This window comes from Bacillus sp. FSL K6-0069, assembly GCF_038007785.1.
Taxonomy (GTDB): Bacteria; Bacillota; Bacilli; order Bacillales; family Bacillaceae_G; genus Bacillus_A; species Bacillus_A mobilis.
Genome location: NZ_JBBOXN010000001.1, coordinates 2,638,910 through 2,663,313, shown reverse-complemented (window position 1 = coordinate 2,663,313; position 24,404 = coordinate 2,638,910). Strand labels below are relative to the sequence as shown.

33 protein-coding genes are annotated in these 24,404 nt (G+C 33.5%); 27 read left to right on the top strand and 6 right to left on the bottom strand.

Features of this window, described 5'->3' with window-relative positions:
* Window positions 1-301 precede the first annotated feature (301 nt).
* The 17 genes from MHB74_RS13625 (at window position 302) to MHB74_RS13540 (ending at window position 14,122) form a co-directional block, all read left to right on the top strand.
* Window positions 302-2,377, top strand: a complete 2,076-nt coding sequence (locus tag MHB74_RS13625; RefSeq protein ID WP_061679733.1) for a HelD family protein — start codon at window positions 302-304, stop codon at window positions 2,375-2,377.
* An 82-nt stretch (window positions 2,378-2,459) separates the two neighbouring features.
* The gene (locus tag MHB74_RS13620; RefSeq protein WP_061679734.1) at window positions 2,460-2,792 is read left to right on the top strand and encodes a DUF952 domain-containing protein; all 333 of its coding nucleotides are present in this window, start codon (window positions 2,460-2,462) and stop codon (window positions 2,790-2,792) included.
* Window positions 2,793-2,961: 169 nt separating this feature from the next.
* Window positions 2,962-3,309, top strand: coding sequence for a PadR family transcriptional regulator (locus tag MHB74_RS13615; RefSeq protein ID WP_061679735.1), 348 nt, complete (start codon window positions 2,962-2,964; stop codon window positions 3,307-3,309).
* Window positions 3,296-4,297 (top strand): HAAS signaling domain-containing protein, encoded by a 1,002-nt coding sequence (locus MHB74_RS13610; RefSeq protein WP_061679736.1) that lies wholly within the window; start codon window positions 3,296-3,298, stop codon window positions 4,295-4,297. Before MHB74_RS13615 ends, MHB74_RS13610 begins: the two co-directional genes overlap by 14 nt.
* A gap of 29 nt (window positions 4,298-4,326) precedes the next feature.
* The gene (locus MHB74_RS13605) at window positions 4,327-4,839 is read left to right on the top strand and encodes a GNAT family N-acetyltransferase (RefSeq protein WP_061679737.1); all 513 of its coding nucleotides are present in this window, start codon (window positions 4,327-4,329) and stop codon (window positions 4,837-4,839) included.
* A gap of 162 nt (window positions 4,840-5,001) precedes the next feature.
* Window positions 5,002-5,778 (top strand): serine hydrolase, encoded by a 777-nt coding sequence (locus MHB74_RS13600; protein WP_061679738.1) that lies wholly within the window; start codon window positions 5,002-5,004, stop codon window positions 5,776-5,778.
* Window positions 5,775-6,146 carry a hypothetical protein gene (locus MHB74_RS13595; RefSeq protein WP_061679739.1) on the top strand — a complete coding sequence of 124 codons (372 nt, stop codon included), beginning with the start codon at window positions 5,775-5,777 and terminating at the stop codon, window positions 6,144-6,146. Before MHB74_RS13600 ends, MHB74_RS13595 begins: the two co-directional genes overlap by 4 nt.
* A gap of 32 nt (window positions 6,147-6,178) precedes the next feature.
* Window positions 6,179-6,595 (top strand): GNAT family N-acetyltransferase, encoded by a 417-nt coding sequence (locus tag MHB74_RS13590; protein WP_061679740.1) that lies wholly within the window; start codon window positions 6,179-6,181, stop codon window positions 6,593-6,595.
* A gap of 285 nt (window positions 6,596-6,880) precedes the next feature.
* Window positions 6,881-7,687, top strand: coding sequence for a GH25 family lysozyme (locus MHB74_RS13580; RefSeq protein WP_061679741.1), 807 nt, complete (start codon window positions 6,881-6,883; stop codon window positions 7,685-7,687).
* A 238-nt stretch (window positions 7,688-7,925) separates the two neighbouring features.
* Complete coding sequence (locus MHB74_RS13575) at window positions 7,926-8,330, top strand: GNAT family N-acetyltransferase (protein ID WP_061679742.1); 405 nt, start codon at window positions 7,926-7,928, stop codon at window positions 8,328-8,330.
* Window positions 8,331-8,345: 15 nt separating this feature from the next.
* Window positions 8,346-8,699 (top strand): MmcQ/YjbR family DNA-binding protein, encoded by a 354-nt coding sequence (locus MHB74_RS13570; RefSeq protein ID WP_061679836.1) that lies wholly within the window; start codon window positions 8,346-8,348, stop codon window positions 8,697-8,699.
* A 21-nt stretch (window positions 8,700-8,720) separates the two neighbouring features.
* Window positions 8,721-9,428 carry a class I SAM-dependent methyltransferase gene (locus MHB74_RS13565; protein WP_061679743.1) on the top strand — a complete coding sequence of 236 codons (708 nt, stop codon included), beginning with the start codon at window positions 8,721-8,723 and terminating at the stop codon, window positions 9,426-9,428.
* Window positions 9,429-9,493: 65 nt separating this feature from the next.
* Window positions 9,494-9,880 carry a ribosomal maturation YjgA family protein gene (locus tag MHB74_RS13560; RefSeq protein ID WP_061679744.1) on the top strand — a complete coding sequence of 129 codons (387 nt, stop codon included), beginning with the start codon at window positions 9,494-9,496 and terminating at the stop codon, window positions 9,878-9,880.
* Between the two features lie 21 nt (window positions 9,881-9,901).
* Window positions 9,902-10,420, top strand: a complete 519-nt coding sequence (locus MHB74_RS13555) for a DNA topology modulation protein (RefSeq protein WP_061679745.1) — start codon at window positions 9,902-9,904, stop codon at window positions 10,418-10,420.
* Between the two features lie 18 nt (window positions 10,421-10,438).
* Window positions 10,439-11,131: a formylglycine-generating enzyme family protein gene (locus MHB74_RS13550; protein ID WP_061679746.1), complete on the top strand. Its 693-nt coding sequence runs from the start codon at window positions 10,439-10,441 to the stop codon at window positions 11,129-11,131.
* A gap of 85 nt (window positions 11,132-11,216) precedes the next feature.
* Window positions 11,217-12,410 (top strand): macrolide family glycosyltransferase, encoded by a 1,194-nt coding sequence (locus MHB74_RS13545; RefSeq protein WP_061679747.1) that lies wholly within the window; start codon window positions 11,217-11,219, stop codon window positions 12,408-12,410.
* 344 nt (window positions 12,411-12,754) lie between these two features.
* Window positions 12,755-14,122 (top strand): lytic polysaccharide monooxygenase, encoded by a 1,368-nt coding sequence (locus tag MHB74_RS13540; RefSeq protein WP_061679748.1) that lies wholly within the window; start codon window positions 12,755-12,757, stop codon window positions 14,120-14,122.
* Window positions 14,123-14,239: 117 nt separating this feature from the next.
* Here MHB74_RS13540 and MHB74_RS13535 read toward each other — a convergent pair whose 3' ends face one another.
* The 3 genes from MHB74_RS13535 to MHB74_RS13525 all read right to left on the bottom strand — a co-directional run bounded on the left by MHB74_RS13535 (window position 14,240) and on the right by MHB74_RS13525 (window position 15,768).
* Window positions 14,240-14,674 (bottom strand): GNAT family N-acetyltransferase, encoded by a 435-nt coding sequence (locus tag MHB74_RS13535; protein WP_061679749.1) that lies wholly within the window; start codon window positions 14,672-14,674, stop codon window positions 14,240-14,242.
* Between the two features lie 106 nt (window positions 14,675-14,780).
* A complete protein-coding gene (gene rpiA, locus MHB74_RS13530; RefSeq protein WP_061679750.1) occupies window positions 14,781-15,443 on the bottom strand; it encodes a ribose 5-phosphate isomerase A in 663 nt (220 codons plus the stop codon).
* A gap of 4 nt (window positions 15,444-15,447) precedes the next feature.
* The gene (locus tag MHB74_RS13525) at window positions 15,448-15,768 is read right to left on the bottom strand and encodes a 2Fe-2S iron-sulfur cluster-binding protein (RefSeq protein WP_061679751.1); all 321 of its coding nucleotides are present in this window, start codon (window positions 15,766-15,768) and stop codon (window positions 15,448-15,450) included.
* 143 nt (window positions 15,769-15,911) lie between these two features.
* Here MHB74_RS13525 and MHB74_RS13520 point away from each other — a divergent pair, with 143 nt between their 5' ends.
* Window positions 15,912-16,598: an RNA polymerase subunit sigma-70 gene (locus MHB74_RS13520; RefSeq protein ID WP_061679752.1), complete on the top strand. Its 687-nt coding sequence runs from the start codon at window positions 15,912-15,914 to the stop codon at window positions 16,596-16,598.
* Between the two features lie 21 nt (window positions 16,599-16,619).
* The gene (clpP, locus tag MHB74_RS13515; protein WP_061679753.1) at window positions 16,620-17,201 is read left to right on the top strand and encodes an ATP-dependent Clp endopeptidase proteolytic subunit ClpP; all 582 of its coding nucleotides are present in this window, start codon (window positions 16,620-16,622) and stop codon (window positions 17,199-17,201) included.
* A 45-nt stretch (window positions 17,202-17,246) separates the two neighbouring features.
* On the opposite strand, the gene MHB74_RS13510 is transcribed toward clpP, so the two are convergent.
* The gene (locus MHB74_RS13510; protein WP_061679754.1) at window positions 17,247-18,104 is read right to left on the bottom strand and encodes a glycine betaine ABC transporter substrate-binding protein; all 858 of its coding nucleotides are present in this window, start codon (window positions 18,102-18,104) and stop codon (window positions 17,247-17,249) included.
* Between the two features lie 170 nt (window positions 18,105-18,274).
* Here MHB74_RS13510 and MHB74_RS13505 point away from each other — a divergent pair, with 170 nt between their 5' ends.
* Window positions 18,275-19,480, top strand: coding sequence for a quaternary amine ABC transporter ATP-binding protein (locus tag MHB74_RS13505; RefSeq protein WP_061679755.1), 1,206 nt, complete (start codon window positions 18,275-18,277; stop codon window positions 19,478-19,480).
* Window positions 19,473-20,309, top strand: a complete 837-nt coding sequence (locus MHB74_RS13500; RefSeq protein WP_061679756.1) for an ABC transporter permease — start codon at window positions 19,473-19,475, stop codon at window positions 20,307-20,309. Before MHB74_RS13505 ends, MHB74_RS13500 begins: the two co-directional genes overlap by 8 nt.
* A gap of 48 nt (window positions 20,310-20,357) precedes the next feature.
* On the opposite strand, the gene MHB74_RS13495 is transcribed toward MHB74_RS13500, so the two are convergent.
* Window positions 20,358-20,594, bottom strand: coding sequence for a hypothetical protein (locus tag MHB74_RS13495; RefSeq protein ID WP_061679757.1), 237 nt, complete (start codon window positions 20,592-20,594; stop codon window positions 20,358-20,360).
* A 217-nt stretch (window positions 20,595-20,811) separates the two neighbouring features.
* On the opposite strand from MHB74_RS13495, the gene MHB74_RS13490 reads away from it, so the two are divergent.
* From MHB74_RS13490 to MHB74_RS13465, 6 genes are all read left to right on the top strand, one after another.
* Entirely contained in the window at window positions 20,812-20,982 is a 171-nt protein-coding gene (locus MHB74_RS13490) for a hypothetical protein (protein ID WP_061679758.1), read from the top strand.
* A gap of 98 nt (window positions 20,983-21,080) precedes the next feature.
* Window positions 21,081-21,572, top strand: coding sequence for an HIT family protein (locus tag MHB74_RS13485; protein ID WP_257144601.1), 492 nt, complete (start codon window positions 21,081-21,083; stop codon window positions 21,570-21,572).
* On the top strand, window positions 21,556-22,380 hold the full coding sequence (locus MHB74_RS13480) for a PP2C family serine/threonine-protein phosphatase (protein WP_081110387.1): 825 nt from the start codon (window positions 21,556-21,558) through the stop codon (window positions 22,378-22,380). The genes MHB74_RS13485 and MHB74_RS13480 overlap by 17 nt, the downstream gene beginning before the upstream one ends.
* A 68-nt stretch (window positions 22,381-22,448) precedes the next feature.
* Window positions 22,449-22,772 carry a DUF4181 domain-containing protein gene (locus MHB74_RS13475; RefSeq protein WP_081110388.1) on the top strand — a complete coding sequence of 108 codons (324 nt, stop codon included), beginning with the start codon at window positions 22,449-22,451 and terminating at the stop codon, window positions 22,770-22,772.
* A 28-nt stretch (window positions 22,773-22,800) separates the two neighbouring features.
* Window positions 22,801-23,241 (top strand): NUDIX domain-containing protein, encoded by a 441-nt coding sequence (locus tag MHB74_RS13470; RefSeq protein WP_061679760.1) that lies wholly within the window; start codon window positions 22,801-22,803, stop codon window positions 23,239-23,241.
* A 19-nt stretch (window positions 23,242-23,260) separates the two neighbouring features.
* Window positions 23,261-23,641, top strand: coding sequence for a DUF4181 domain-containing protein (locus MHB74_RS13465; protein WP_061679761.1), 381 nt, complete (start codon window positions 23,261-23,263; stop codon window positions 23,639-23,641).
* A 246-nt stretch (window positions 23,642-23,887) separates the two neighbouring features.
* Here the strand turns inward: MHB74_RS13465 and MHB74_RS13460 are convergent, their stop codons facing one another.
* Entirely contained in the window at window positions 23,888-24,394 is a 507-nt protein-coding gene (locus MHB74_RS13460) for a GrpB family protein (RefSeq protein ID WP_061679762.1), read from the bottom strand.
* Window positions 24,395-24,404: the final 10 nt, after the last annotated feature.

Here is a 24,404-nt window from a genome sequence, read left to right as displayed (position 1 = left end):
TTTACAAGTGAAAGGAGGAAATTGATAGAAAGGGATATGAGAACTTTAGTAAGTTAGTGTATAAATCGTTATTATTAATAGAAATAGCATTTATATGCATTGTTTTATTATATGTAAAGTGTTGTAATTTAGATGTTTTATATTCTTATAATGTAAAAATAACGATAAGATTTCAAAATTAGAAAGATGAAAAGTGAGTTTTTTCGGAAAATTTAAATTGAAACTATTGACTTTATAAACGAGTTTTTAATACAATTGTATCTCGACTGAAAAATTAGAACGGACAGGAGGGAATCATCAAATGAACAACATTTTTGAAGAAGAGTTACAAAAAATGAAAGATACATTAAGTACGATGGATGATCAATTAGAACAGCTCGAAAACATTCCGGTTTATTATGGAGATGATTTTAAAGAACAAATTTTAGAAAGTATGAGAGAATCTAATAGACAAAACTTACGTATTGGAGTGCAAGAGCCGTACTTTGGAAGATTAGATTTTCAGGAGGATGGCAAGGAAGATGTTATGCCGATCTACATCGGTAAAGTAGGTGTTTCACATAAAGATACAATGAAACCAATTGTAATTGATTGGCGGGCACCTGTCGCAAGTATGTTTTATTCGTTTACCGGTGGTGACGAATTAGCGTTTTATCAGTCACCAGACGGATTAGTAGAAGGTGATGTGTATTTAAAGCGAAACATCTCTATTCGAAAAAGAGAACTAGAACGTGTTGTTGATACATATGTAAAAGGAAATGAAGATGTCTCGCATGCCGATGATTTTCTTCTATATCGATTAGGTGAGAATAAAGATAATAAACTAAAGGATATTGTTTCGACGATACAATCGGAGCAAAATGATATTATTCGTGCGGAAAGAAACTTACCACTACTTATTCAAGGGGTTGCAGGGAGCGGAAAAACAACGATCGCTTTACATCGCCTTGCTTTTTTAATTTATGAATACCGTGAGCAATTAGAAGCTGAGAGAATGATTGTATTCGCTCCGAATAGTCTGTTTTTAGACTATATTTCGAGTGTGCTTCCGGAATTAGGTGTAGGGAATATTAGTCAAACAACATTCGCAGATTGGGCATTACGTATGTTAGATGATTCGGTGAAATTAAAGCAAACAGAAGAAAAGTTGAAAGAAGCATTTTCTATTAATCGTGATGAAGAAAAGGTTATGCTCGGTAAATTGAAAGGCACGCTGGAATTTAAGTCCTTTATTGAAGAGAGAATGGTCCAATTTGAAAAGGAATTGGTACCAACAAGTGATTTTGAGGCATGGGATAAAGCTATTATTCCAATAGAAGACATAAAAAAATGGATGCAGGTTGAATATAAACATTATCCATTAAAGAAAAGAAGAGAAAGATTAGTCGGCCGAATGAAGCGCTGGATTGAAATTGAACTGAAAAAGTATGGAGAAACAAACGAGAAGAAATTACTAAAAAAAGAAGCGACAAAGAGATTGAACACATATATGAAGTTTTGGCCGAAAATGAGCTCACTTTCACTATATAGTTCAATATTGAAAAGTAAAGAAATACTCGAAGTATTACCTGAAGATCTTGTGAAAGAAACTGAAAAGAATTGTCGTAAAAAAGAAGTATATGTAGAAGATTTACCAGCTTTAATTTACATACATCACCGAATAACAGGTATTGAAATCGGACAGAAATTCCATCACGTCGTTATTGATGAAGCGCAAGATTTCTCACCATTCCAAGTGTATGTATTAAAAGAAATTACACTAGGTAATTCTTTCACTATATTAGGTGATTTATCTCAAGCGATTTATGATTATCAAGGAATTGAAGATTGGAGTGCTTTTAAGGAAGTATTTCAAGAAACAGGTTATTATGAATTAACGAGAAGTTATCGTTCTACAAAAGAAATTATAGAATTTGCGAACGAAATAATTAAAAATGCAGAGATTCCAGTTGGACTCGCAACACCAGTTTTTCGTAGTGGTGAAAAGGTTAAAGTAATCCATGTAGAGGATCAATTTAATGAGATTATGAAGACGTTAAAACATCTACAAAATGAAGATGTGAAAACAATTGCGGTAATAGGAAGAACAGATGATGAATGCCGCGATATATATGAGAAATTAACAAATGCAGGATTAGCTGTAAACGTCATTGAAGCAGATCAAAGTAAATATGAAGGTGGTATTTCAGTAGTACCTGTATACTTGGCGAAAGGGCTAGAATTTGATGCGGTTCTACTAATCGACGTTGATGAAGAACATTATAAAAATACAAAACACGATGCGAAGTTATTGTATGTTGGATGTACAAGGTCGCTTCATGATTTATGGATTTTCCATAGCGGAGAAGCATCGCCTTTAATTAAAGGATTAAAATAAATATGAAAAACAAGAGGATTTTCTAGTAACAAAAAGAAGAACCTCTTGTTTTTCTATATAAAGACATGGGGAGAAACTAACTATGATTACAAAGGTAATAGCAAAAAGAAATTGGGAAATTGCAAAGATAAATGGAGAAATTAATGAAATGTCACTAAAAGAAGAGGGATTTATTCATTGTTCATTTTTAAAACAAGCTTTAGAAGTTGCTGAAAAACATTTTAGTCATGAAGAAGATGTTTTATTACTGACAATTGATCCATCCTTAATAAAAGCAGAAATAAAATATGAACTTGCTTCTAACGGTCTAGAATATCCGCATGTATATGGAGTAATTCATATTGAGGCGATTGTAGATGTTACCCCATTTATTAAAGAAAGTGGAGAGTTTATATTACAAGAGGTACAAAATTAAGATTGTTATAAGCATTTAAATAGCCAGAAAAGCACAAATTATATAGTTTGTGCTTTTTTATTATCTATTTTTTGGTAAATTATTATTGTTTTTATCACTACAATACTGTACGATACATAGTATAAAACACATACTGTATGACATATAGTAATGAAAATGAGGTGAGTGAATGGATGCTTTATTAAATTCGTTAATTACTGAATTAAGAAGAGGTACATTAACATTAGCGGTTTTAAGCCAGTTAAGAACGCCGCAGTATGGGTATTCACTTGTCCAATTATTGGAACAATCAGGGATTACAATCGATCAAAGTACGTTATATCCACTGCTTCGCCGATTAGAAAAGCAGGAGCTAGTAACGAGTAGTTGGGATAAAACGGAGAGTAGACCTCGTAAGTATTACGTTTTAAGTGAATACGGATTAGAGATATTTTTGCAGCTGAAGAAAGAATGGATAAAGGATTCGAAAGAGCTTTATAACCTATTAAAGGAGGAGGACAAAAATGAATTTGATTGATATTTATGTAGAAGAAGTAGCGAAGAGATTACCTGAAAAAAATCGTGAAGATATTATTCTTGAATTACGGTCAACAATCGAGGATATGTTACCTGATGATTATAGTGAAAACGACGAAAAAAGAGTTCTTGAAAAATTGGGAAGTCCCGTTTCATTGGCTAATGGATATTTGGATAGACCGATGCATTTAATTGGACCACGTTATTTTGATGTATATACGACGTTATTAAAAATGATTATACCAATTGCAGCTGTTATCGCACTCATTGCAATGGTTGCAGAAAATTTTGTAGGATATAATGGTGAGCAAGCGGTATTAAATGTTATTTTAAATGTGATAGGTAAAGGAATTGGGGAAATTATCGAAGTAGGCCTCCATGTGTTTTTCTGGTTGACACTTGTATTTGCAATTTTAGAAAGAACAGATAAAGACAAAGGTACCCAACCGTTGACGACAAGTTTAAAAAAATGGACGCCTGATGATTTAAAAAATACTTCGTATGTCCCAAAGAAAAAGTCGATTTCAAAGTTCGAAGTATTTGGCGGGTTAATGTGGACTGCAATATGGGCATCACTTTATTTTTATGCGAATCATCTTGTAGGTGTATATCATGGTACAGAAAACGGACTGAAGTTTGTCACGCCTACCTTTAATCAAGATGTGTTACTTCAGTATTGGCCAATCGTTGTAATTATAATTGTTTTTGAAATAGCTATATCTCTTTATAAATTAGTACAGGGACAATGGACGAAAAAGTTGGCAATTGGGAATGCTTTTCTTCAAATAGCTGGAACAATAGTATTCATTGTAGTTGTAGTAAATCCGCATTTATTTAACGAGGGATTTATTACGTTTGTGGCAAATGTGTTTACTACTTCTCCAGAGGAATTTAAAACGTGGTTAATAGGTGGAGGTATTATCATTTACATTATATCAGCCGCATTAAATATATTTGATGGTTTCCGAAAAGCTCGTATTCGTATATAGGAGTGAAATTAGAGGAAAGGAAGAAAACGATGATAAGGGAAGCAAGGAAACAAGATGTAGCATACATGTTAGATATTTATAATGATGCCATACTGTATACAACTGCCGTATATACGTATAAACCTGTAACCTTTGAAAATAGAATAGACTGGTATGAAACAAAAAAGGCTGAAGGTTATCCAATTTTAGTATGCGAATTAGATAATAAAGTAGTAGGGTTTGCGACATTTGGACCGTTTCGAGCTTGGCCCGCCTATAAATATTCAATTGAGCATTCCGTGTATGTTCATAAGGAATATAGAAAAAATGGGATAGGATCTGCTTTAATGAAAGCATTGATTGCAATGGCAAAAGAAAGGGAATATATGACCTTAATTGCTGGAATTGATGCAGAAAATAAGAAAAGCATTGCCTTACATGAAAACTATGGATTTGTTCATGCGGGGACAATTAAGAAGGCTGGTTATAAGTTTAATAGGTGGTTAGATTTAGCTTTTTATCAATTGGAGCTAAATGGTCCTAAAAAGCCTACGGAAGAGTAAATGTTTGCGTTATGCGAATTATGTATTTTAGAAAGGTAGCATAGAGAAATTTCATGCTATCTTTTTTATTGTATACATAAATATCATGTAACAAAAAAGGTTTTTTATATTCTATATCGAATTTTGAGAAGATGATAAAACTATATAAAAAGAGGTAAGAATATGGAGACTGTCATAGAAAAAATGAAAGAAATACAATTTGGTCAACTTGGAGTGGTTGTGTACTCAACAAAATATGATAATATAATTGCCTCCTATAATAATGAACTGTATGTTCCTTTAGCATCAGCAGCAAAAGTGGCAATTGGATTTGCAGTAGCAAACATGATAAAAGACAAACAAATTAGTTGGAATGATATACTTCACCAAATTAAATTTAATCCGAAAGAAGATAGCGCACAATTATATCCACATTTGCAAGGGAGAGATACATTAACACTTAGTAAAGCTGTTGAAGTGATGATAGCGTGTCATGATAGTTATATTGCACAGTCAATTGTAATGCACTGCGGAGGATGGGACTTTATTAGAAAGTATGTTTCAACGTATTTTTCCAAGATACATGTCCAAGAAAACCCTAGAGATGAACAGAATGTTGGAGAGTTAAATCAAGTACATTCACTTTTAGTACATATTTTTAAATGTTATAAAAGTGATTCGAAATTATGGGAACCAATAATAAATGGAATGGTAAGGCAACAAGGAGAATATGAAGGGATACCTTATTATCATATAGCTCATATGACAGGTGGCTTGCCCACAGCAATAATAAATATTGGTATAATGGGGATGTTTCATGAATACCCGCTTCTATATGTTATTGGAGGCAAAGATTTGCCTAATCGATTTGATAATAACAAAGTAGATGAAACCGTTGTATCGACTTTGAAATGCATATACAAAAAATATAATGATGGCCTGCTAGGGGTGAGAGATTGAAACGAAACTTAAAAAATTCAACAATAATCATATTAATCTTAACAATTATTGCTTTGGAAGTTGGAATCGCGGTTTACGATCATACTCTGTCATTAGATACGATATACTTTGCAGCAATCCTTATTTGTATTGTATTGCTTTTTGGCACACGTGTTTCTGAAGAGAAAGAAAGTACATCGAAAGAGAGTCGAAGAAAAACAGCTCTTATATTTTGGCCATCTATTTTATTGTCTATCGCTTGCTTTGCCGTTATTAGTTATATAAGAATAGGCTATGTCTCTGTGCCAGGGATAATTGGTTTTTCATGCTTTGTTACTTATGGTGGATTCATGTTTATTAGTATTTTAAAAAGAAAAAGTAAAAATTAAAGGTAGCTTATTAAGTTGAAAGGAAGAAATATATGAAACACATAGAAAATGGTACTCGTGCCGAAGGAGAATACATAAAAAATAAATTAATTCAATATAACATGTCTATTTTAACAGATGAAGAAAAACAGCCGATGGAGCAAGTAAGTTTCGTAGTGAAAGATGAGGATGGAAAAATATTCGGTGGGGTAACAGGAACGATGTATTTTTATTATCTGCATATAGATTTTTTATGGGTTGATGAAACAGTTCGTCATGATGGTTATGGCAGTCAACTGCTACATAAAATCGAAGACATTGCGAAGGAAAAAGGTTGTAGATTAATATTATTAGATTCATTTAGTTTTCAAGCACCAAACTTTTATAAAAAGCACGGCTACCGAGAATACGGTGTTGTTGAAGATTATCCTAAAGGACATAGTCAACACTTTTTAGAGAAGAGGTTATAGGAATCGTATTCGTGCTCTAGAAGAAAAGTGGATTTTAAAAGCATCACCAAATAAGGTGATGCTTTTTTCTTTTGTATATAGCAACTACTTAATCTGATGCAATTTTGGGAACAAATAGTGCGGTTCGTAAAACTAGGATTTTCTTTTTTATTGGAAATGAGTTACTGTCTTTGTAGAAGACACTTGTAGTATAGGTTTTTTCTAACTAGTGCTGTTGAATTTTTAAGAGCAGAAGAGCAATAAGACGAGCTCTGAATATAATACTAATAAAGGAGGTGTTAAGCAATGGGTTACATTGTAGATATTTCAAAATGGAACGGTAACATTAACTGGGATGTAGCCGCTCCACAATTAGATTTCGTAATCGCTAGGGTACAAGATGGATCAAATTATGTAGATCCTTTATATAAAAATTATGTCCAAGCAATGAAAACTAGAAATATTCCATTTGGTAACTATGGATTTTGTCGCTTTATTTCAACTGCTGATGCGAAGAAGGAAGCGCAAGATTTTTGGAATCGCGGTGATAAGAGCGCTACAGTTTGGGTGGCTGATGTAGAAGTGAAAACAATGGATGATATGAGAGCTGGTACGCAAGCTTTTATCGATGAGTTACGCCGACTAGGTGCTAAGAAAATTGGTTTATATGTTGGGCATCATGTATATGAGCCTTTCGGTATGGCGAACGTAAAAAGTGATTTTTTATGGATTCCTAGGTATGGTGGTAATAAACCAGCATATCCTTGTGATATTTGGCAATACACGGAGACAGGTAATGTACCTGGTATCGGTAAATGTGATTTAAACCAATTGATAGGAAATAAGCCCCTGTCTTGGTTTACTGAATCGGTACCAAAACAAGAAAACATACAAGCACAAGTTTCGAAACAAAATATCATTCAATCTGGAGCCTTTTCACCTCATGAAACTCCAGATGTTATGGGAGCATTAACTTCTTTAAAAATGACTGCGACCTTCATTTTACAATCAGATGGCTTAACGTATTTTATTTCCGATCCAACTAGCGATGCGCAATTAAACGGTATGAAAGGTTGGCTTGATAGGAAGGGTTGGTGGTATGAAATTAAATGAAGATAAAAGCCGTTCTATTGGGCGGCTTTTATCATTAGTCAACTTAATATATTACGTGCTATTTTTAATATAGAAGTAATAGGAAAGGATGAGAGAGTGGCTGTATATATTGCAATTGTAAAATTGATATTATAAATTAATCTTATGTAGGTTTTCATAACAAGCTGGATTCTAAAGTTTTATATTGGAGAAAGTAAGACAAATTAAATATAATGGGCAGTTTGATGGGAGAAAGAAAATGTACACGTATAAATTGCAACATGAACAGCCGATCTGCGTAGGCAAAATAAAAAAACTTTATGACTCTGTCGGTTGGTGGCCAGAAAGAAAAGAAATCGATATTCAAAATATGTTAAAGCATAGTATAGCGATTGGGGTATGGGAAGAAAATGAATTAATCGGATTTGCTAGAGTTGTTTCTGATGGTGTTTTTCGAGCATACATAGAAGATGTTGTCGTGCATGAGAGTGTAAGAAATAAAGGTATCGGGGAGAAGATGCTTACAATATTACTTCAAGAGATATCTCATGTTCATATTGTTAGTCTATTTTGCGGAGAGAAATTAATAAAGTTTTACGGCGAACAGCAATTTCAAGCGACGAAACAAATTGTAATGCATCGTAATCAAATTGTGAAAGAATAAGAGGTGTTAATGAGAATGAATGCAACAAGAATATATTGTTTATCGAAAAGAAAAGCGACAGAAGATTCACCAGATGGTTGGAATGCAACATGTATGAGGCTTAATAATAAAATATTTGCGATAGTAAACGATGAAGAAGGAGAAAAATCTGCGATTACATTAAAATGTGATCCAGAACTTGCACTAAGAGTAAGAGAAGAGTATCCAGAAGCAATCATTCCGGGGTATCATATGAATAAAAAACATTGGAATACAGTGTATATACATAAAGGTGTAGAGCAAGAGCAAATTAATAAGATGATTGATTGGTCATATGATTTAGTTCTACAATCATTTTCAAAGAAAAAGCAGCAAGAGTTATTAGATTAGTATGTATAAGGAGTGGGCGTATTGAAAGACACGATCAAAGGTACATATGATAAATTAGCGAGTACATATAAAGAAAATCTAGACTCGGCAAATCCATATAACAGTTATTATGAAAGGCCAGCGATGATGGAGATGATTCCAAAGAATTTAGAAGGGAAGAGTATACTAGATGCTGGATGTGCAGCTGGATGGTATACTTCTCAATTTATAGAAAGAGGGGCAAACGTTACTGCAATTGACGTAAGTTCTGAAATGATAAAATCTGCAAAGGAAAGTATAGGTGATAATGCAACGTTTCTTTGTCATGACCTGCAAGATGTATTACCATTTGCAGATAATACATTTGATATTATTGTAAGTTCGTTAACGCTTCATTACTTAGAAAATTGGAATAAAGTATTTAAGGAGTTTCGCCGAGTATTGAAGCCTGGTGGAGAATTTATATACTCCATTCATCATCCTTTTATGGACTTTACAAAGTTTACTAGTGAAAATTATTTCGAAAAACAATTATTAGTAGATACTTGGGTTAAACCAAATATTACAATAGAAGTTAGCTTTTTTAGAAGGGCACTCCAAGACATAGTTAATGAAACAACAAATTATTTCGTGTTAGAAAAAATGGTGGAACCGAGGCCAGTTGAAAAGATGAGAGAAGTAAATGAAAAATCATATCATTATCTAAATACAAATCCACATTTTCTTATTATGAAAGCCATTAAAAAATAGGTAGTAAAATAATTATATTTTACTACCTATTTACAATTTTAAATTACATATTAGGAGATCTTGAAATGAAAACGAAGCGAAATAGACTATTGTATGCACTGTTTACTATCTTTGTAATTATTTTAGGTCTTAGCTCAAGAAAGTTAGCTTTTGCGTTACCTTTTCTATTAAACGAGTACTTAGGCGATGCTTTATGGGCATTGATGATTTTTACTGGATTCGGATTTTTATTTCCTAAAATAGAAACGAAGAAATTGGCTTTTATTAGTTTGCTATTTTGCTACGGGATTGAAGTGAGCCAATTGTATCATGTTGAATGGATAGATAATATTCGTGCAACGACTTTAGGTGGACTCGTATTAGGTTACGGATTTTTGTGGAGTGATTTAGTTGCTTATACAATTGGTGTTGGAGTAGGATTTCTATTTGAGTTTATATTACGGAAGAAATAAGAGATATAAACAGGGGTATTTATGAAAAAAATAATATTAATAGGTTCTGGTGGTTCAGGAAAATCTACATTAGCAAGGCAATTAGGAAATAAATTAAATATTAAAGTACATCATCTTGATGCGTTATTTTGGAAACAAAATTGGGAGGGTGTACCGAAAGAGGAGCAAAGAAGGGTTCAAAATGAATTAGTTAAAGAAGATGAGTGGATTATTGATGGGAATTATGGCGGGACAATGGACATAAGAATTAACGCAGCTGATACAATTATCTTTCTTGATATTCATAGAACAATATGTGTTTATCGTGCTTTTAAAAGGATTGTACAATATCGGAATAAAACAAGACCGGATATGGGGGCTGGATGTGAGGAAAGGTTTGACTTGCAATTTTTTAAATGGATATGGGAATATCCTAAGACGAAACGACCTTCAATTTTAAAGAGGCTAAATCAATTGAGTACAGATAAAGAAGTTATTATTTTAAAATCCTCAAATGAAGTAAGACTATTTTTAGAGAAGTACGATACCATAAATAGTTAGATTATAAAAAGAAGTAACATGGGGGGGATCGGATTGAATAGATTCATTGGCCCGGTTGATTCTAATATGGTGAAAATTCCAGAAGGAAAAGTAGTATTAAGAGATGATCGAATTAAAAAAGAATGGCAAGTCCAAGTTAAACCATTTCTTCTAGCAAAGTATGTTGTGACGACGGAATTATATGATGCGATTGCGAATCATAAACCAAATTTATTCAAAGATAATAATAAACCAGTTGTAAATATTTCTTGGAATGATGCCATTTTATTTTGTAATTTACTTTCAAAAAAAGCGGGATTAAAAGAATATTATTCTATTAGTGATGATAGTCTAATTGTTAGTTGTAATTTAGCTTCAAATGGATACCGATTACCTTCTGAAGCAGAGTGGCAATATGCGTGTAAAGCAAATACGACGGGATATACATATGGGACACTTGAGAAAATAGCATGGTATAATGAGAATTCTAATGGACAAATTCATGACGTTGGTCAAAAAGAACCAAATGCATGGGGACTATATGATATGTTAGGAAACGTTTGGGAATGGTGCTATGATTTGTATGATGAAAAAGTATATGGATCATACCGAATTTTTCGAGGTGGTAGCTGGGCTGAAGCAGCTAGAGGTTGCGGTGCGACTTGTCGCCGGCGTAGCCACCCTACATTTCATATAGATGATCTTGGATTTAGGCTTGCAAGGTCAATTTAATAAAAGCATGATATATATATAAGTGTTTGGAGAGTATCTATATTCTTAACATAATAGACAAGATTTGACGTAAGGAGTGTTTATAATGGCACGTGTTTTATTCATTAATACTGGATCAGAAGGACATATAAATCCAACATTGCAAGTCGTAGAAGAATTAGTTTCACGTGGGGAAGAGGTAATTTATTTTTCAATAGAATCTTTTCGAGAGCGTATTGAAAAGACAGGTGCTACTGTACGAACAATTGACGAGCAAAAGTTTATAAAAGCTTTTCTTTCCGGTGGTCGAAATTATTTATTAGAAAGAATTAACGGCCTTTTGCATACAGTGGATGTTGTGATACCTAGTGTTCTAGAGCAAATTGAAGGGGAACATTTTGATTATATTATTCACGATTCGATGTTTGGCTGTGGCCATATAATTTCTCAAATTCTAAAGCTTCCAGCAATAAATTCTTCTACATCTTTTGCACAGGATGAAAAAGCATTTGAACAAATGTTAGCCCACTTGTCTAAAAATATCCCAGTAGAAGAGCAAGATAGGATACATAATGATTTTGAAAGCTTAACTAAGGGAATTGCGGAAAAATACGGAGTTAAAATAAACTCGCCGTATGAAGTTTTCTGTAATCCAGCGCCACTTACTATTGTGTATACAATAAAGGAGTTCCAACCTTTTGGAGATATGTTTGATGAAACATTTACATTTGTGGGTCCATCTATCTCTACACAAGTGAAAAATGAAGAGTTTGATTTTACTGCAATTGAAGAAAAAAGCCCGATTTACATTTCACTAGGTACTGTTTTTAATGAATCGCTTGATTTTTATAAACTATGTATGAAGGCGTTTGAGAATAGTGATTATACGATTGTGATGTCTATTGGCAATAAAACGAAAATAAGTGATTTAGGTAAAATTCCTAAAAACTTCATTGTGAAAAATTATGTACCACAAACAAAACTACTTACATATACAAAGTTATTTATTACACATGGCGGGATGAACAGTACACATGAAGGACTATATAACGGGATTCCGCTTATTGTAATTCCGCAAAGTGCAGATCAGCCAGTTATCGCAAAGCAAGTGGAGAATCTTGGAGCTGGGGTTAAGTTGTCAATGAAGGAACTAACTGAAGAACAACTACGTGAAAGTGTAGAACTCATATTAAATAATCCTTCATTTAAAGAAGCTGCTTTGAATTTGAAGGAGTCTTTCCAAAAATCCGGTGGGTATAAACAAGCTGTTGATGAAATTTCTACATTTGTAGGTCAGTAATCAGTATAAAATTACACATGAAAAAAATGCCTATATTAAATGATATAGGCACTTTTCTATTATTTGAAAAAAGGATGAATATCAATTTTGATAAAAGCACCTGAAATTCCCAGTATGTACCATTACTTAGGGTATAATTTTACATGTTAGTAATGATGTCACTGTTTCTGCACAACTTCTACACATATTTAGATGATTTCTATGTCATGATATATTCAGTAAGTGAAATGTTTCTTTACCACGGTGTATATTTACGTATACACTGATACAAGATTGTCTCTTGTTATTCTTTTACATCGAAGCCCACATTACACTACAAAGTATAACAAGAAGGGGACAGGAATATGAATAATCGATTTTTAAAACAACTACAAAATATGAAAATGAACAAAAAAAGTCTAGGAGTTGTTGCATTAACAGCCGGAATTATTGGCTCGACACTTATTCCTCAAAATGCATACGCGCACGGTTTTGTTGAAAAGCCTAGCAGCCGATCTGCTTTATGTAGTCCAACTTATGGCGCACTAAATGTAAACTGCGGAAGTGTTATGTATGAACCGCAAAGCTTAGAAGCACCAAAAGGATTCCCGCAAGGTGGCCCAGTTGATGGACAAATCGCTTCTGCAGGCGGAAAATTTGGCGGTATTTTAGATCAGCAAACTGAAAATCGTTGGTTTAAAAATACAATCACAGGCGGGGAAAATTCTTTTACTTGGAAGTATACAGCGCCTCACTTAACGAGCAAATGGCATTACTATATTACAAAAAAAGGATGGAATCCCAATAAAGCGCTCACAAGGGCAGATTTTGAACCAATTGGAACTGTACAACATGATGGTTCTGCAGCCTCAAATCATTTAACTCACAAAATCAATGTACCTACTGATCGTAGTGGATATCATGTGATTTTAGCAGTATGGGATGTAGCTGATACAGCAAATGCATTCTATAATGTAATTGATGTTAATCTTATCAATGATGTGAAACCAGATATAGAGGCTCCAAGTAGTCCAAATGGAATTCAGGCACAAAAAGTAACAGCGAATAGTATAGAACTAACATGGAACCCTTCTACGGATAATGTAGGGGTAAAAGGGTATCAAATCTTCCGTAACGGAGAGATGATTGACACAGTACCAGGAACTCATTTTATTGATAAAAAATTAAAACCAAGTACAGAATATTCGTATACTGTAAAAGCAATTGACGCAGCTGGAAATGTTTCGAAAGAAAGTACAGCACTTACAGTGAAAACAACAGTTGAGGCTCCTGATACAGAAGCACCAACACAACCAAAAGGATTACATAGTATGGGAACGACAATGTCAAGTGTAGACTTAATGTGGAGTCCATCTGACGATAATATTGGTGTAGACCATTACGATATTTATAGAGAAATAGAAGGATCAATGAAAAAGATTGCAACATCCAATACTACTTCTTATATGGATAAAAATTTACTCTCCAATACTACTTATAAATATGTAGTGAAAGCAGTTGATGTAGCTGGAAATGAATCTGTACAGAGTGATATTTTCACAATCACTACTAAAAATGAAAGCGTTTCATATGAAGAGTGGGATGCGAAGAAAGCATACGAAAAGGGAGATAGAGTACTACACGAAGGAAAAGTATATGAAGCAGTCCAGGGTTATCAAGGAAATGGGGATCCAAACTGGATTTATGCCTTATCATTATGGAAAATAGTGTAAGCTTTATCTAGGTATAAACTAAGAGATGTTGGGCTTTGATGTAAAAGGAAATCTTGAGAATTTACTTTTCTATAATTAAAAAAGGGTAATATATGAATTCATATACTACCCTTTTTATTATGATAATACTTTCGTCATGAGAACGTGCGGAATACCATCTTCCATAAATACTTCAGATGAGGTTTGATAGCCTAATTTTCCATAAAACCCTTCAGCTTGTGTTTGACCGTGTAGTTTTACTTTTGTGGATTCTTTGTCACGAGCAATTTCTTCTAACGCCTTAATTATTACTTTTCCTAATCCGTATTTACGATAGTCTTTTAATATACAAATACGTTCTAATTTTCCTGCGCCGTCAACAAATCGTATACGACCTGTACCTACAGGAAGCTCGTTATAATAAACTAAAATATGTTTACATTCCTCACCGATTTCATCGAATGTATCGAATTCATCCTCCAGAGGGACATTTTGTTCTTTTACAAATACTTCTTTTCGAATATGAAAGGCAGTTTCTAAATCTGTGAGTTCTGTTATGAGTTTGGAGTGCAATTTGTTCAGCCCTTTCTAATGTGATGTGCGTTTGTTTTCATAGTATATCATAATGCTACGCTATAAAGAGAAAATATAAAAAGCTGACTGTAAGAGTCAGCCTTCATTATAATTGCTTTATTCCATTTTTTGTTCCAATAATCGCCTTACTAGTCATATTAACAAATAACCCTGTTTCAACTACGCCTGTAATCATTTTTAATTGAGTATGTAAGTTGGCAGGATTAGATATGTCATGAGGGAATACACAATCAATAATCAAGTTATTATTATCGGTAATAAACGTTTCATTATTTTTTAAACGTAACGTTGTTTGACAACCTAAAGCTTGAATTTTACTTTCCGTTTGTTTCCATGAAAAAGGTGTAATTTCAACAGGTAATGGGAAAGTACCTAAATGCGTTACAAGTTTTGATTCATCAGCAATGATAATTAGTTCTTTAGAGGAGGAGGCAACGATTTTTTCGCGAAGTAATGCGCCGCCACCACCTTTTATTAATTGTAAATTTGAATCAATTTCATCTGCACCATCGATTGTGAGATCGAGTATACCAATTTCATTTAAGGGGATTAATGGAATAGATAACTGTTTAGCTAATACTTCCGTTTCTTTTGACGTTGGTACAGCTTGAATTGATAATCCTTCCTTTACACGCTCACCTAATTTTTGTATCAACCAATATACAGTAGAACCTGTACCAAGTCCAACTTTCATCCCATCTTTTACAAAGTTAGCAGCATATTCACCAGCAAGCTGTTTTAAATTCATCATATTATTCTGCTGGACGCGGGCCTGCATCAAGACCTGAATTTTCTACTGTAAGTATAGGGCGAACGACTATATCTTTATGTACGTGCATTTGGCATGATAAACGTAAGTGATCTTCAATTCCTTTTTCCGTAATCGCATTTTTTTCATTAGAATTCGCTTCACAAAACTCACCTGCTATAATTTCTACTCTACAAGTTGTGCAGCGGGCTTTCCCGCCGCAGCGATGGAGAATGCGTACACCGTTATCTTCAATCGCTAATACTAACTTTGTGCCTTCTTTTACATCAAAAGTTCCCGCACCTTCAATTGTTAATTTTGGCAAATTTGTTCCTCCTCACGTAATATTGTACATAACATATTTATGACCGCGAATTATTAAACATAAACATAATTTTTTTATATGCCCCGTAACTTTTTTATTTGTTGAATCGTTTATTAAGTAAGCGCTGAAAAGGAGTGGTTATTTTGTGCACAAAAGTAACTCATATTTTTAAAAATCATATCGATATGAATCATTCAAATATAAATTTTTTAATTGAGCAATACGGAGAATTGAAAAGGTACTGTACATTTTTAACGAAAAACAAATGGGACGGCGAAGACCTTGCCCAAGAAACTGTTTGTAAAGTTCTTCAAAAATATAGTAATAAAGATATTTGTATGACACTTGTATATAAAATAGCTCGCAATCGCTGGATAGATCAGATGAAATCAAAATCAGTTCATGAAAAAATAAAGGGACAAATTACTTTTGAAGAACCACAAGAGAACATTGCAGATTTGCATGAAATGGTAGGAAAAGTATTATCGTCACTCAATGTACAACAATCCACCATTTTATTATTAAAGGATGTTTTTCAATATAGTATCGCTGATATTGCTAAAGTATGTTCCATATCGGAAGGTGCAGTAAAAGCTTCTTTATTTCGGAGTAGAAATAGGCTGAAAACTGTAAGTGAAGAAGGGATTGAGATAGTCGAATTCACAGATGATATTGAAGTTGTAGTAACGTCTATTCGTGAGGAAAAGCCGGAATTGTTAACAAAGCTTCTTCCGACAATAGATTTTACTAAGTTACCATCTAAACAACCAGTCTTATTATTTAATGCAAAAAAACCTTCTTCCTACAGTTGTATGCTTTGCGTGGCATAACAATTATTGGAGGGATTAAAAATGAATGCAATTCCATATGTAGTAGAACAAACGAAATTAGGAGAACGTTCCTATGATATATATTCAAGGTTATTAAAAGACCGCATTATTATTATCGGTTCAGAAATAAATGATCAAGTAGCAAGTAGTGTCGTAGCTCAATTATTATTTTTAGAAGCGGAAGATGCCGAGAAAGATATATTTTTATACATTAACAGCCCAGGCGGCTCAACGACAGCAGGCTTTGCCATATTAGATACGATGAATCTCATTAAACCAGATGTACAAACGCTATGTATGGGATTTGCAGCATCATTTGGTGCATTGTTATTATTATCAGGTGCAAAAGGGAAACGGTTTGCACTCCCTAATAGTGAAATTATGATTCACCAGCCACTAGGAGGTGCGCAAGGTCAGGCAACGGAAATTGAAATAACAGCAAAAAGAATACTAAAGTTAAAGCGTGATATTAATAAAATGATTGCAGAAAAAACAGGGCAATCAATTGAAAGAGTAGCACATGATACAGAAAGAGATTATTTTATGACTGCAGCAGAAGCGAAAGAATATGGGATAGTAGATGATGTTGTTACGAAAAAATAAGATAAAAACAGGCTAGAGGATATGTTTATCCTCTAGCCTGTTTTATTAATCTTTTACCCATTCATCAACTAGCGCTTGATTCTTTTTAATCCATTTTCGCGCCGCTTCTTCAGGATCTTTCGTTTTATTTAACTCGACCATTAATGTACCAAGTTGTTCATCGTTCATTTTCCATTTGTCAAAGTATTTTATGATATCCGGATGATCTTTTTCGAAACCTTTACGAACAGAGTAATAAATGTCATCTTTTTCACCATATACTTTCTTAGGGTCTTTTAAATATTTTAAGTCAAATTCCGAAAAGCCCCAATGCGGATTCCAAAGCGTAACAGCGATTGGTTTCTTTTTCGTATATGCTTTCTTTAGTTCACTCATCATCGCAGCTTCAGAAGATTGGACAAGTTTTAGTTTAATATCATATTCCTTCATTGCTTTATTCGTTAAATTCATAAGACTACTACCGGGTTCGATGCCAACAATTTTGTTATCTAGCTCATCTTTATGTGCATTTAAATCCTCAATACTGTTAATGTTTTTCATATAAGAAGGGACGACGAGGCCAAGTCCAGTACCTTCATACCATTTGGATTTTAAGACAATATCATCTTTATAACGAGCATTTAACGGTTTATCCGTAACGGGTAGCCATACTTCTAAATTAGCATCAACATCACCGCGAGCAACACCAGTCCAAATTGCCGCTTTTTCTAAGTACATGAGTTCAACTTTGTAACCTTTTTGTTCTAATAAAACTTTCCACATGTTTGCCGTGGCAATGTTTTCTTTCCAACTTGTTACACCTAGTTTAATTTTTCCTTTCGAATTTGCATTTGTTGCATTACATGAAGAGAAAATCATAGTAATAAATAACGAAAGGCATATAAGCCATATTTTCTTTCTCATTGAAACCCTCCTAAGAAACGTTTGCCTTTTTAAATAAATGTATAAGTAAGCATTCTTATTATGAACGTAAACGAGAATTTTAAAGAAATCTTATGAATGTCATTTTTATGTAATATTTCTTTGCAAAATCGCAACACTATGTGAATAGATGGTAGAAAAGGAGTTGTGACATGGATAATACAAAGGTGCGTGTTGAAAACGTAACAAAAGTATTTGGGAAACACCCGCAAAGAGCGCTTACCTTATTAAAAGAAGGAAAAAGCAAATCGGAAATTTTGAAAGAGACAGGAATGAACGTTGGTGTGAAAAAGGCAACGTTTGAAGTATATACGGGAGAAATTTTCGTAATTATGGGGCTGTCTGGTAGCGGGAAATCTACGTTAGTTCGTATGTTAAACCAATTAATTAGACCAACAGCAGGGCATATATACATAGATGGTGAAGATATCGCGACGATGGGGAAAGAAGAGTTACGAAGAGTGAGAAGAACGAAGATGAGCATGGTTTTTCAAAAGTTTGCTTTATTTCCGCATCGTACAGTGATACAAAATGTTGCGTACGGATTAGAAATTCAAGGAGTTCCAGTAGAGGAACGAGAGCATAAAGCATTAGAATCGCTACAGTTAGTAGGACTTGATCATCATAAAGATAATTATCCAAGTCAACTTAGTGGCGGTATGCAACAGCGTGTTGGAATCGCAAGGGCATTAACAAATAATCCCGATGTATTGTTAATGGATGAGTCATTTAGTGCATTAGATCCACTTATTCGAAAAGAAATGCAAGATGAGCTGCTAGAATTACAAGATAAAATGGAAAAAACAATTATATTTATTACACATGATTTAGACGAAGCGCTTCGAATTGGAGATCGGATTGCATTAATGAAAGATGGAGAGATTGTTCAAATTGGAACGCCAGAAGAAATTATGATGAGTCCTGCCAATGAATTTGTCGAGAAGTTCGTGGCGGACGTGAATTTAGGAAAAGTCATTACGGCGGAATCTATTTTAAAACGACCAGAGACATTATTGATTGATCGTGGACCACGTGTAGCACTTCAAATTATGAGGAACGCTGGTGTATCAACTGTATATGTTGTTAACAAAAAGTATGAGTTTTTAGGTATATTAACTGCGGACGATGCAAGTAAAGCCGTTCAAAAACAGTGGCCAATTGCGGATTTATTACTTAACGATATCCCGCATGTGTATGTAGATACTTTACTTGAGGAAACATATGCAAAAATGGCGGAGATGAAATATCCGTTACCCGTAATTGATGAGAAGAAAAGACTAAGAGGAATTATTAAACGTGAAAGTGTCATTCAAGCTCTTGCAGGAAATATTGAGGAAGAGGTGAAAGACGATGAGTAGTATACCACGTATTCCATTAGGCGAATGGGTCGATTCATTTGTTGCAAGTTTATATGAGCACTTTGAAGGCTTATTCCGAGGGTTCTCTTATATTATCGGCGGATTCGTTGATTTACTCACTAATTTTTTAACAATAATACCAGCCATATTGATGATTATTATCCTTTGTTTCCTCATTTGGTACACAACGAGAAAAGTATCTTTAGTTATTTTTACACTCATGGGTTTATTATTTATTTTAAATATTAACTACTGGGCACAAACGATGCAAACATTAGCACTCGTACTTACATCTGTTATTATTTCAATTATTGTAGGAATCCCAATCGGAATTTTAGCTTCTCAAAATGAACGTTTTTCAAAATTTTTAAAACCGACATTAGATTTTATGCAAACAATGCCCGCATTCGTATATCTCATTCCTGCGATTACATTTTTCGGAGTAGGTGTAGTACCTGGGATTATTGCATCCGTAATCTTTGCAATGCCCCCGACAATTCGGTTTACTGACTTAGGAATTAGACAAGTTCCAGAAGATTTAATAGAAGCAGCGAATGCGTTTGGATCTACCGCATCACAAAAATTATTTAAAGTACAATTACCACTTGCAACTGGGACAATCATGGCTGGTGTGAACCAAAGCATTATGCTTTCTTTATCTATGGTAGTAACAGCATCTCTTGTAGGGGCACCAGGTCTTGGGGTTGATGTATACCGCTCTGTAACACAAGTAAATATCGGAATGGGATTTGAAGCAGGACTAGCTATTGTTGTCATTGCGATTATATTAGACCGTATTACACAAGGTTTTCATCAAAAAAGAAGATAAACAAAAAACACACTTTATTATACAAAGTGTGTTTTTTGTTCAGCAAAATTACATACGAACGATAACAGAACCACCAGCTGGTGCACAAACTTGGTTTTGTTGTTGTTCCATTGATTTAATTAAATGATTATTTTCTTCGATTAATGAGATTAATTTCGCTAATTGGCTTTCAAGATTTGCGATACGCTGCATCATATATTGTGAATCATGATGCAATGTGTTCCTTACGGGATGGGGGGGATACACATATTGTTGATTTATATTTGGATTCCAATGAGGATGTATTTGAATTGTTCCTCCTTAAATAAATTACTGGTCTTTCTTATAGTAAATGCCTATATATATTCAATGGTTACTTGAATTTTTTTCATTATAAAAGGAGTATGTACAGAAAATGGAAAATATTATATGTGAAGTTAAATCACATTTTTTGGAAATGTTTAAATGAGATAGTGTTTATAGTAATACATTCAAGTAAATGTATGTTATTTAGGGAGAAATGATGGGAGGAGATGCAATTTTGGCTAAAAATAATAAAAGAAATGACGCATTGGCAATAGGTATCGGTATAGGGGTTGTAATCGGTGTGTTTCAAGGGGCCTTTACTAGTAATTTAGTAATTGGAATTGTGATAGGGATCGTAATTGGCGTTGCATTTTTGAAGAAATATTGAGTTTGTAAATTTATTTAAAAAATCTCTTTATTAAAAGAATGAATTTTCGGAATATAAATCCTGTTTTTCCTTTTTTTATGATATTATAAATAAAAAGGATGGTGATGGATATGTCAACAAACAATCAAGTAGAGCAAAACTGCTTTATTTGCGAAAAACATAGAGGAAACATTACAGTTCCAGGTGGAGCTATTTACGAAGATGAACTCGTTTACGTTGGACATGTTCACTGGGATAGGGAAGAAACATACCTTGGTTATGTAATGATAGATATAAAAAGACATGTACCTGGCCTTGCCGAACTAACAGATGAAGAAGCAAAAACGTTCGGACTTATAACAAGTAGAGTAAGTAAAGCGCTAAAAGAAAGTGAAGGTGCAGAACATATTTACACTTTTGTTTCAGGGAATGGTGTACCACATATGCATATGCACATCATACCGCGATATCCAAATACACCCAAAGAGTTTTGGTCACCTACTGAAATAGCGAGATGGGCTGGTGCACCATATGGTGACGCAGAGAAAATCAAAAAACTATGCGAAAGAATAAGAAAGTATATGGGGAGTGAATATGCATACAACAAATAATAGACAATATTCATGGGTTGGAAATAAGAAGATGTGTTTAGACGAAGTTTCAGTAAAACACTATGGTGATATCGTACTCGGTACATATGGCGGGAATATAAGTGCCGGAGCAAAAAAGAATGAAGATGGCGCGTTAGTTTGGTCAAATGGTGATTGGGAATTTGCAGCCATTTTAGATGGACATAATAGTGCGGAAAGTGTTGATTTGGTAGTAAATACAATCCAAAAAGAATATGAAAATATAAAAGCAATGATGAATGAATCGATTGATACAGTATTTCGATCTGTTGAAAATCATATACTTACAATTTTTCAGTCCTCTTCATTTAAAGAAAAGTGCCAAAAAATTAAAGGTGAAACAGCTTGCTTAATATGTGTAAGAAAAGAAAATTATATATGGTGGTTATCTATTGGCGATTGCCTCATTTATGTATTTCATGAAGAATTACATAAGTTAGGACAATATGCATTAAATCAGCGTCATTTTTATGAATGGATTGGAAATGTAAACACATTTCATTTACCAGTCCCTTGCTATTCAACAGGCATTCGCGAATTACGTACTGGAAAGAATCGAATTGTAATGGTTACAGATGGAGTATTAGAATGCGGCAAACGTCATTATGAAACACCATTGAATCTATATAATGATATGAATAGAAATAATATAGAACTTGACGAAAGTGTTCATTATGTATTAGAACATGTTCATCATCAATTCGGACGAGATAGTGCGACAATTATTAGTTGGGACATTGAAAACAAAGAGCATGCTACATATCCGAGTGATCAGCCGAATAAAAGGTAAAGGAGGAGACATCACTGTTTTTAGTTAAAGTAATTTTATTAGTATTATGGATCATATTTGTAGTTATTTTGGAAAAAGTAGTGAGAAAAAAATTAAATATACCGAAACAAACTAACTGGAATAGTAAATATGTAAACAACTCTCATAAATGGGGGACTAGGGGTCTTATCATTTCTTATATAATAGTTACGATGATATGTGCCACTTTAAATCCTATTTATATTAGTAATTTACCCATTTTATTTTTAATAACTTTATACTGTTTTCAATCTTATATGGAATGGAAATTTGATAAAGAATCAAGGGAATATGTCATTTCTTTAGGAACAGTTCCATTATTAATAATAACAGGAATTATGTTTAATCTCTTCTTTTATAGTTATTGGATTTAATCATATGTGGAATAAACGGAGTGACAAAATGAAAATACCTAAATTACGTGCTGAAGTACTGATTGTAAATGAAGATCGTTCTAAAGTAATTGTACAATGTGATTTAAGTGAAACATTTTATCGTTTTCCAGGCGGTTCTATTGAATTTGGTGAAACAGCAAAAGAAGCAATAATGCGAGAATTAATGGAAGAATACGATTTGAAGATCGATATTCAAGAGTTAGCCGTTGTAAATGAGCATATTTTTGAGTGGAACAACGAAAAGGGACATCATTGCACATTGATACATAGGGGGACTGTTCAAGAGAGAATTACAAATGAAATAAGACATAAAGAATACGAGGATATTATATTAATTTGGAAAAGTATAAATGAATTAAAGGAGAAGCCCACATATCCTGAAGGGATTATAAATTATTTAGAAGAGGATAACCGTAATATAGTCCACTTTATTTCTAAAAATATATAAAGTAATAGGGGGGATCACAATGGGAAACTCTACTTTTTGGATAGTAATTTTCGTTTTTTGCATAGCTGGCTACTTTTTCGATAAGTACTTGAGAAAAAAATTGGATATGCCAAAGAGTCGTTTTTGGGGATATAAGCATGTGAATAGCTTGCATGTAAAATTGGAAGTAGGACTATTTATAATTTATTTAATAACTAGTTTTATTTATATATATAAATTCGAAAACGCTAATATTGGATATGCTATTATTACTTATTTAGGGGTAACATGGATTTTAAGATCATGGATGGAGTGGAAATTTGATAGAGAATCGAAAGAATACATCCTTTCAACAATTGGTTTACTTGCATTTGTAGTTATGATTTTATTGCTACTTTATTTCGATCCGATTTCAGCGTAAACGTAAGTTTATAGAAATAAATAGTCGAGTGAATGAAACTGTTTGGAGTTAAATAAGAAACCATTTACTACTAAATGGTTTCTTATTTAAATTCATCATTTATCCCACTTTAATGGGCAGTAAGACCCCCACCTCAAAATTCAACGTAAGCAAAGAAGTTAGGTGGGGGATCAACTGCCCATAAAAGTCCGATTGGTTCAACTAATAATCAGTGGGGGATGAAGAAAACCCCCACTGGTTAAAGTTTCACTTTATTTTGGCTAATATGGATGTAACGAAATTTGTTTTATCCTCAGCATATTTATGTTTATCATTTTGATTAGCTCGTGAAAGTTGAATCTTTAACTGTTCATACTGTATACGAGAAGCTTTGTTGTTTATTAAGTAATCTCTGAATTGTAATTGCTCTATTAAATATGTATTTCCTTGTTCATACATATGAATTTGATGAGTTCTTGGCTCTCCTTTATTAAAATAGTATCGTTCAGGTAGTACATCTTTTCTATATTTATAGTTAAGTAGTTCTAACTTTTTAATGCATTTTAAGCCGTCCTCATAATCTTCTAATTCGATTGCTATATCAATAATAGGTTTTGCGCTTAAATGTGGAATAGAGGTACTACCAATATGGTGTATCGCTAAAATGTATTCACCAATTTGTTGCTCAATGAGTTGTTTCTCTTTCATAAACTCAATTTTCCATTCTTCAGTCCACGGAACTAAAAACACTTTTCCATATGGTAAACCTAACATTTAATTTGCA

What these genes read in the sequence shown, in the direction of transcription:
- MHB74_RS13625 (WP_061679733.1), top strand. Translation starts at nt 302, where the DNA reads ATGAACAACATTTTTGAAGAAGAGTTACAAAAAATGAAAGATACATTA.
- MHB74_RS13620 (WP_061679734.1), top strand. Translation starts at nt 2,460, where the DNA reads ATGATTACAAAGGTAATAGCAAAAAGAAATTGGGAAATTGCAAAGATA.
- MHB74_RS13615 (WP_061679735.1), top strand. Translation starts at nt 2,962, where the DNA reads ATGGATGCTTTATTAAATTCGTTAATTACTGAATTAAGAAGAGGTACA.
- MHB74_RS13610 (WP_061679736.1), top strand. Translation starts at nt 3,296, where the DNA reads ATGAATTTGATTGATATTTATGTAGAAGAAGTAGCGAAGAGATTACCT.
- MHB74_RS13605 (WP_061679737.1), top strand. Translation starts at nt 4,327, where the DNA reads ATGATAAGGGAAGCAAGGAAACAAGATGTAGCATACATGTTAGATATT.
- MHB74_RS13600 (WP_061679738.1), top strand. Translation starts at nt 5,002, where the DNA reads ATGGAGACTGTCATAGAAAAAATGAAAGAAATACAATTTGGTCAACTT.
- MHB74_RS13590 (WP_061679740.1), top strand. Translation starts at nt 6,179, where the DNA reads ATGAAACACATAGAAAATGGTACTCGTGCCGAAGGAGAATACATAAAA.
- MHB74_RS13580 (WP_061679741.1), top strand. Translation starts at nt 6,881, where the DNA reads ATGGGTTACATTGTAGATATTTCAAAATGGAACGGTAACATTAACTGG.
- MHB74_RS13575 (WP_061679742.1), top strand. Translation starts at nt 7,926, where the DNA reads ATGTACACGTATAAATTGCAACATGAACAGCCGATCTGCGTAGGCAAA.
- MHB74_RS13570 (WP_061679836.1), top strand. Translation starts at nt 8,346, where the DNA reads ATGAATGCAACAAGAATATATTGTTTATCGAAAAGAAAAGCGACAGAA.
- MHB74_RS13560 (WP_061679744.1), top strand. Translation starts at nt 9,494, where the DNA reads ATGAAAACGAAGCGAAATAGACTATTGTATGCACTGTTTACTATCTTT.
- MHB74_RS13555 (WP_061679745.1), top strand. Translation starts at nt 9,902, where the DNA reads ATGAAAAAAATAATATTAATAGGTTCTGGTGGTTCAGGAAAATCTACA.
- MHB74_RS13550 (WP_061679746.1), top strand. Translation starts at nt 10,439, where the DNA reads ATGGGGGGGATCGGATTGAATAGATTCATTGGCCCGGTTGATTCTAAT.
- MHB74_RS13545 (WP_061679747.1), top strand. Translation starts at nt 11,217, where the DNA reads ATGGCACGTGTTTTATTCATTAATACTGGATCAGAAGGACATATAAAT.
- MHB74_RS13540 (WP_061679748.1), top strand. Translation starts at nt 12,755, where the DNA reads ATGAATAATCGATTTTTAAAACAACTACAAAATATGAAAATGAACAAA.
- rpiA (WP_061679750.1), bottom strand. Translation starts at nt 15,443, where the DNA reads ATGAATTTAAAACAGCTTGCTGGTGAATATGCTGCTAACTTTGTAAAA.
- clpP (WP_061679753.1), top strand. Translation starts at nt 16,620, where the DNA reads ATGAATGCAATTCCATATGTAGTAGAACAAACGAAATTAGGAGAACGT.
- MHB74_RS13510 (WP_061679754.1), bottom strand. Translation starts at nt 18,104, where the DNA reads ATGAGAAAGAAAATATGGCTTATATGCCTTTCGTTATTTATTACTATG.
- MHB74_RS13505 (WP_061679755.1), top strand. Translation starts at nt 18,275, where the DNA reads ATGGATAATACAAAGGTGCGTGTTGAAAACGTAACAAAAGTATTTGGG.
- MHB74_RS13500 (WP_061679756.1), top strand. Translation starts at nt 19,473, where the DNA reads ATGAGTAGTATACCACGTATTCCATTAGGCGAATGGGTCGATTCATTT.
- MHB74_RS13490 (WP_061679758.1), top strand. Translation starts at nt 20,812, where the DNA reads ATGGGAGGAGATGCAATTTTGGCTAAAAATAATAAAAGAAATGACGCA.
- MHB74_RS13485 (WP_257144601.1), top strand. Translation starts at nt 21,081, where the DNA reads ATGGTGATGGATATGTCAACAAACAATCAAGTAGAGCAAAACTGCTTT.
- MHB74_RS13480 (WP_081110387.1), top strand. Translation starts at nt 21,556, where the DNA reads ATGCATACAACAAATAATAGACAATATTCATGGGTTGGAAATAAGAAG.
- MHB74_RS13470 (WP_061679760.1), top strand. Translation starts at nt 22,801, where the DNA reads ATGAAAATACCTAAATTACGTGCTGAAGTACTGATTGTAAATGAAGAT.
- MHB74_RS13465 (WP_061679761.1), top strand. Translation starts at nt 23,261, where the DNA reads ATGGGAAACTCTACTTTTTGGATAGTAATTTTCGTTTTTTGCATAGCT.
- MHB74_RS13460 (WP_061679762.1), bottom strand. Translation starts at nt 24,394, where the DNA reads ATGTTAGGTTTACCATATGGAAAAGTGTTTTTAGTTCCGTGGACTGAA.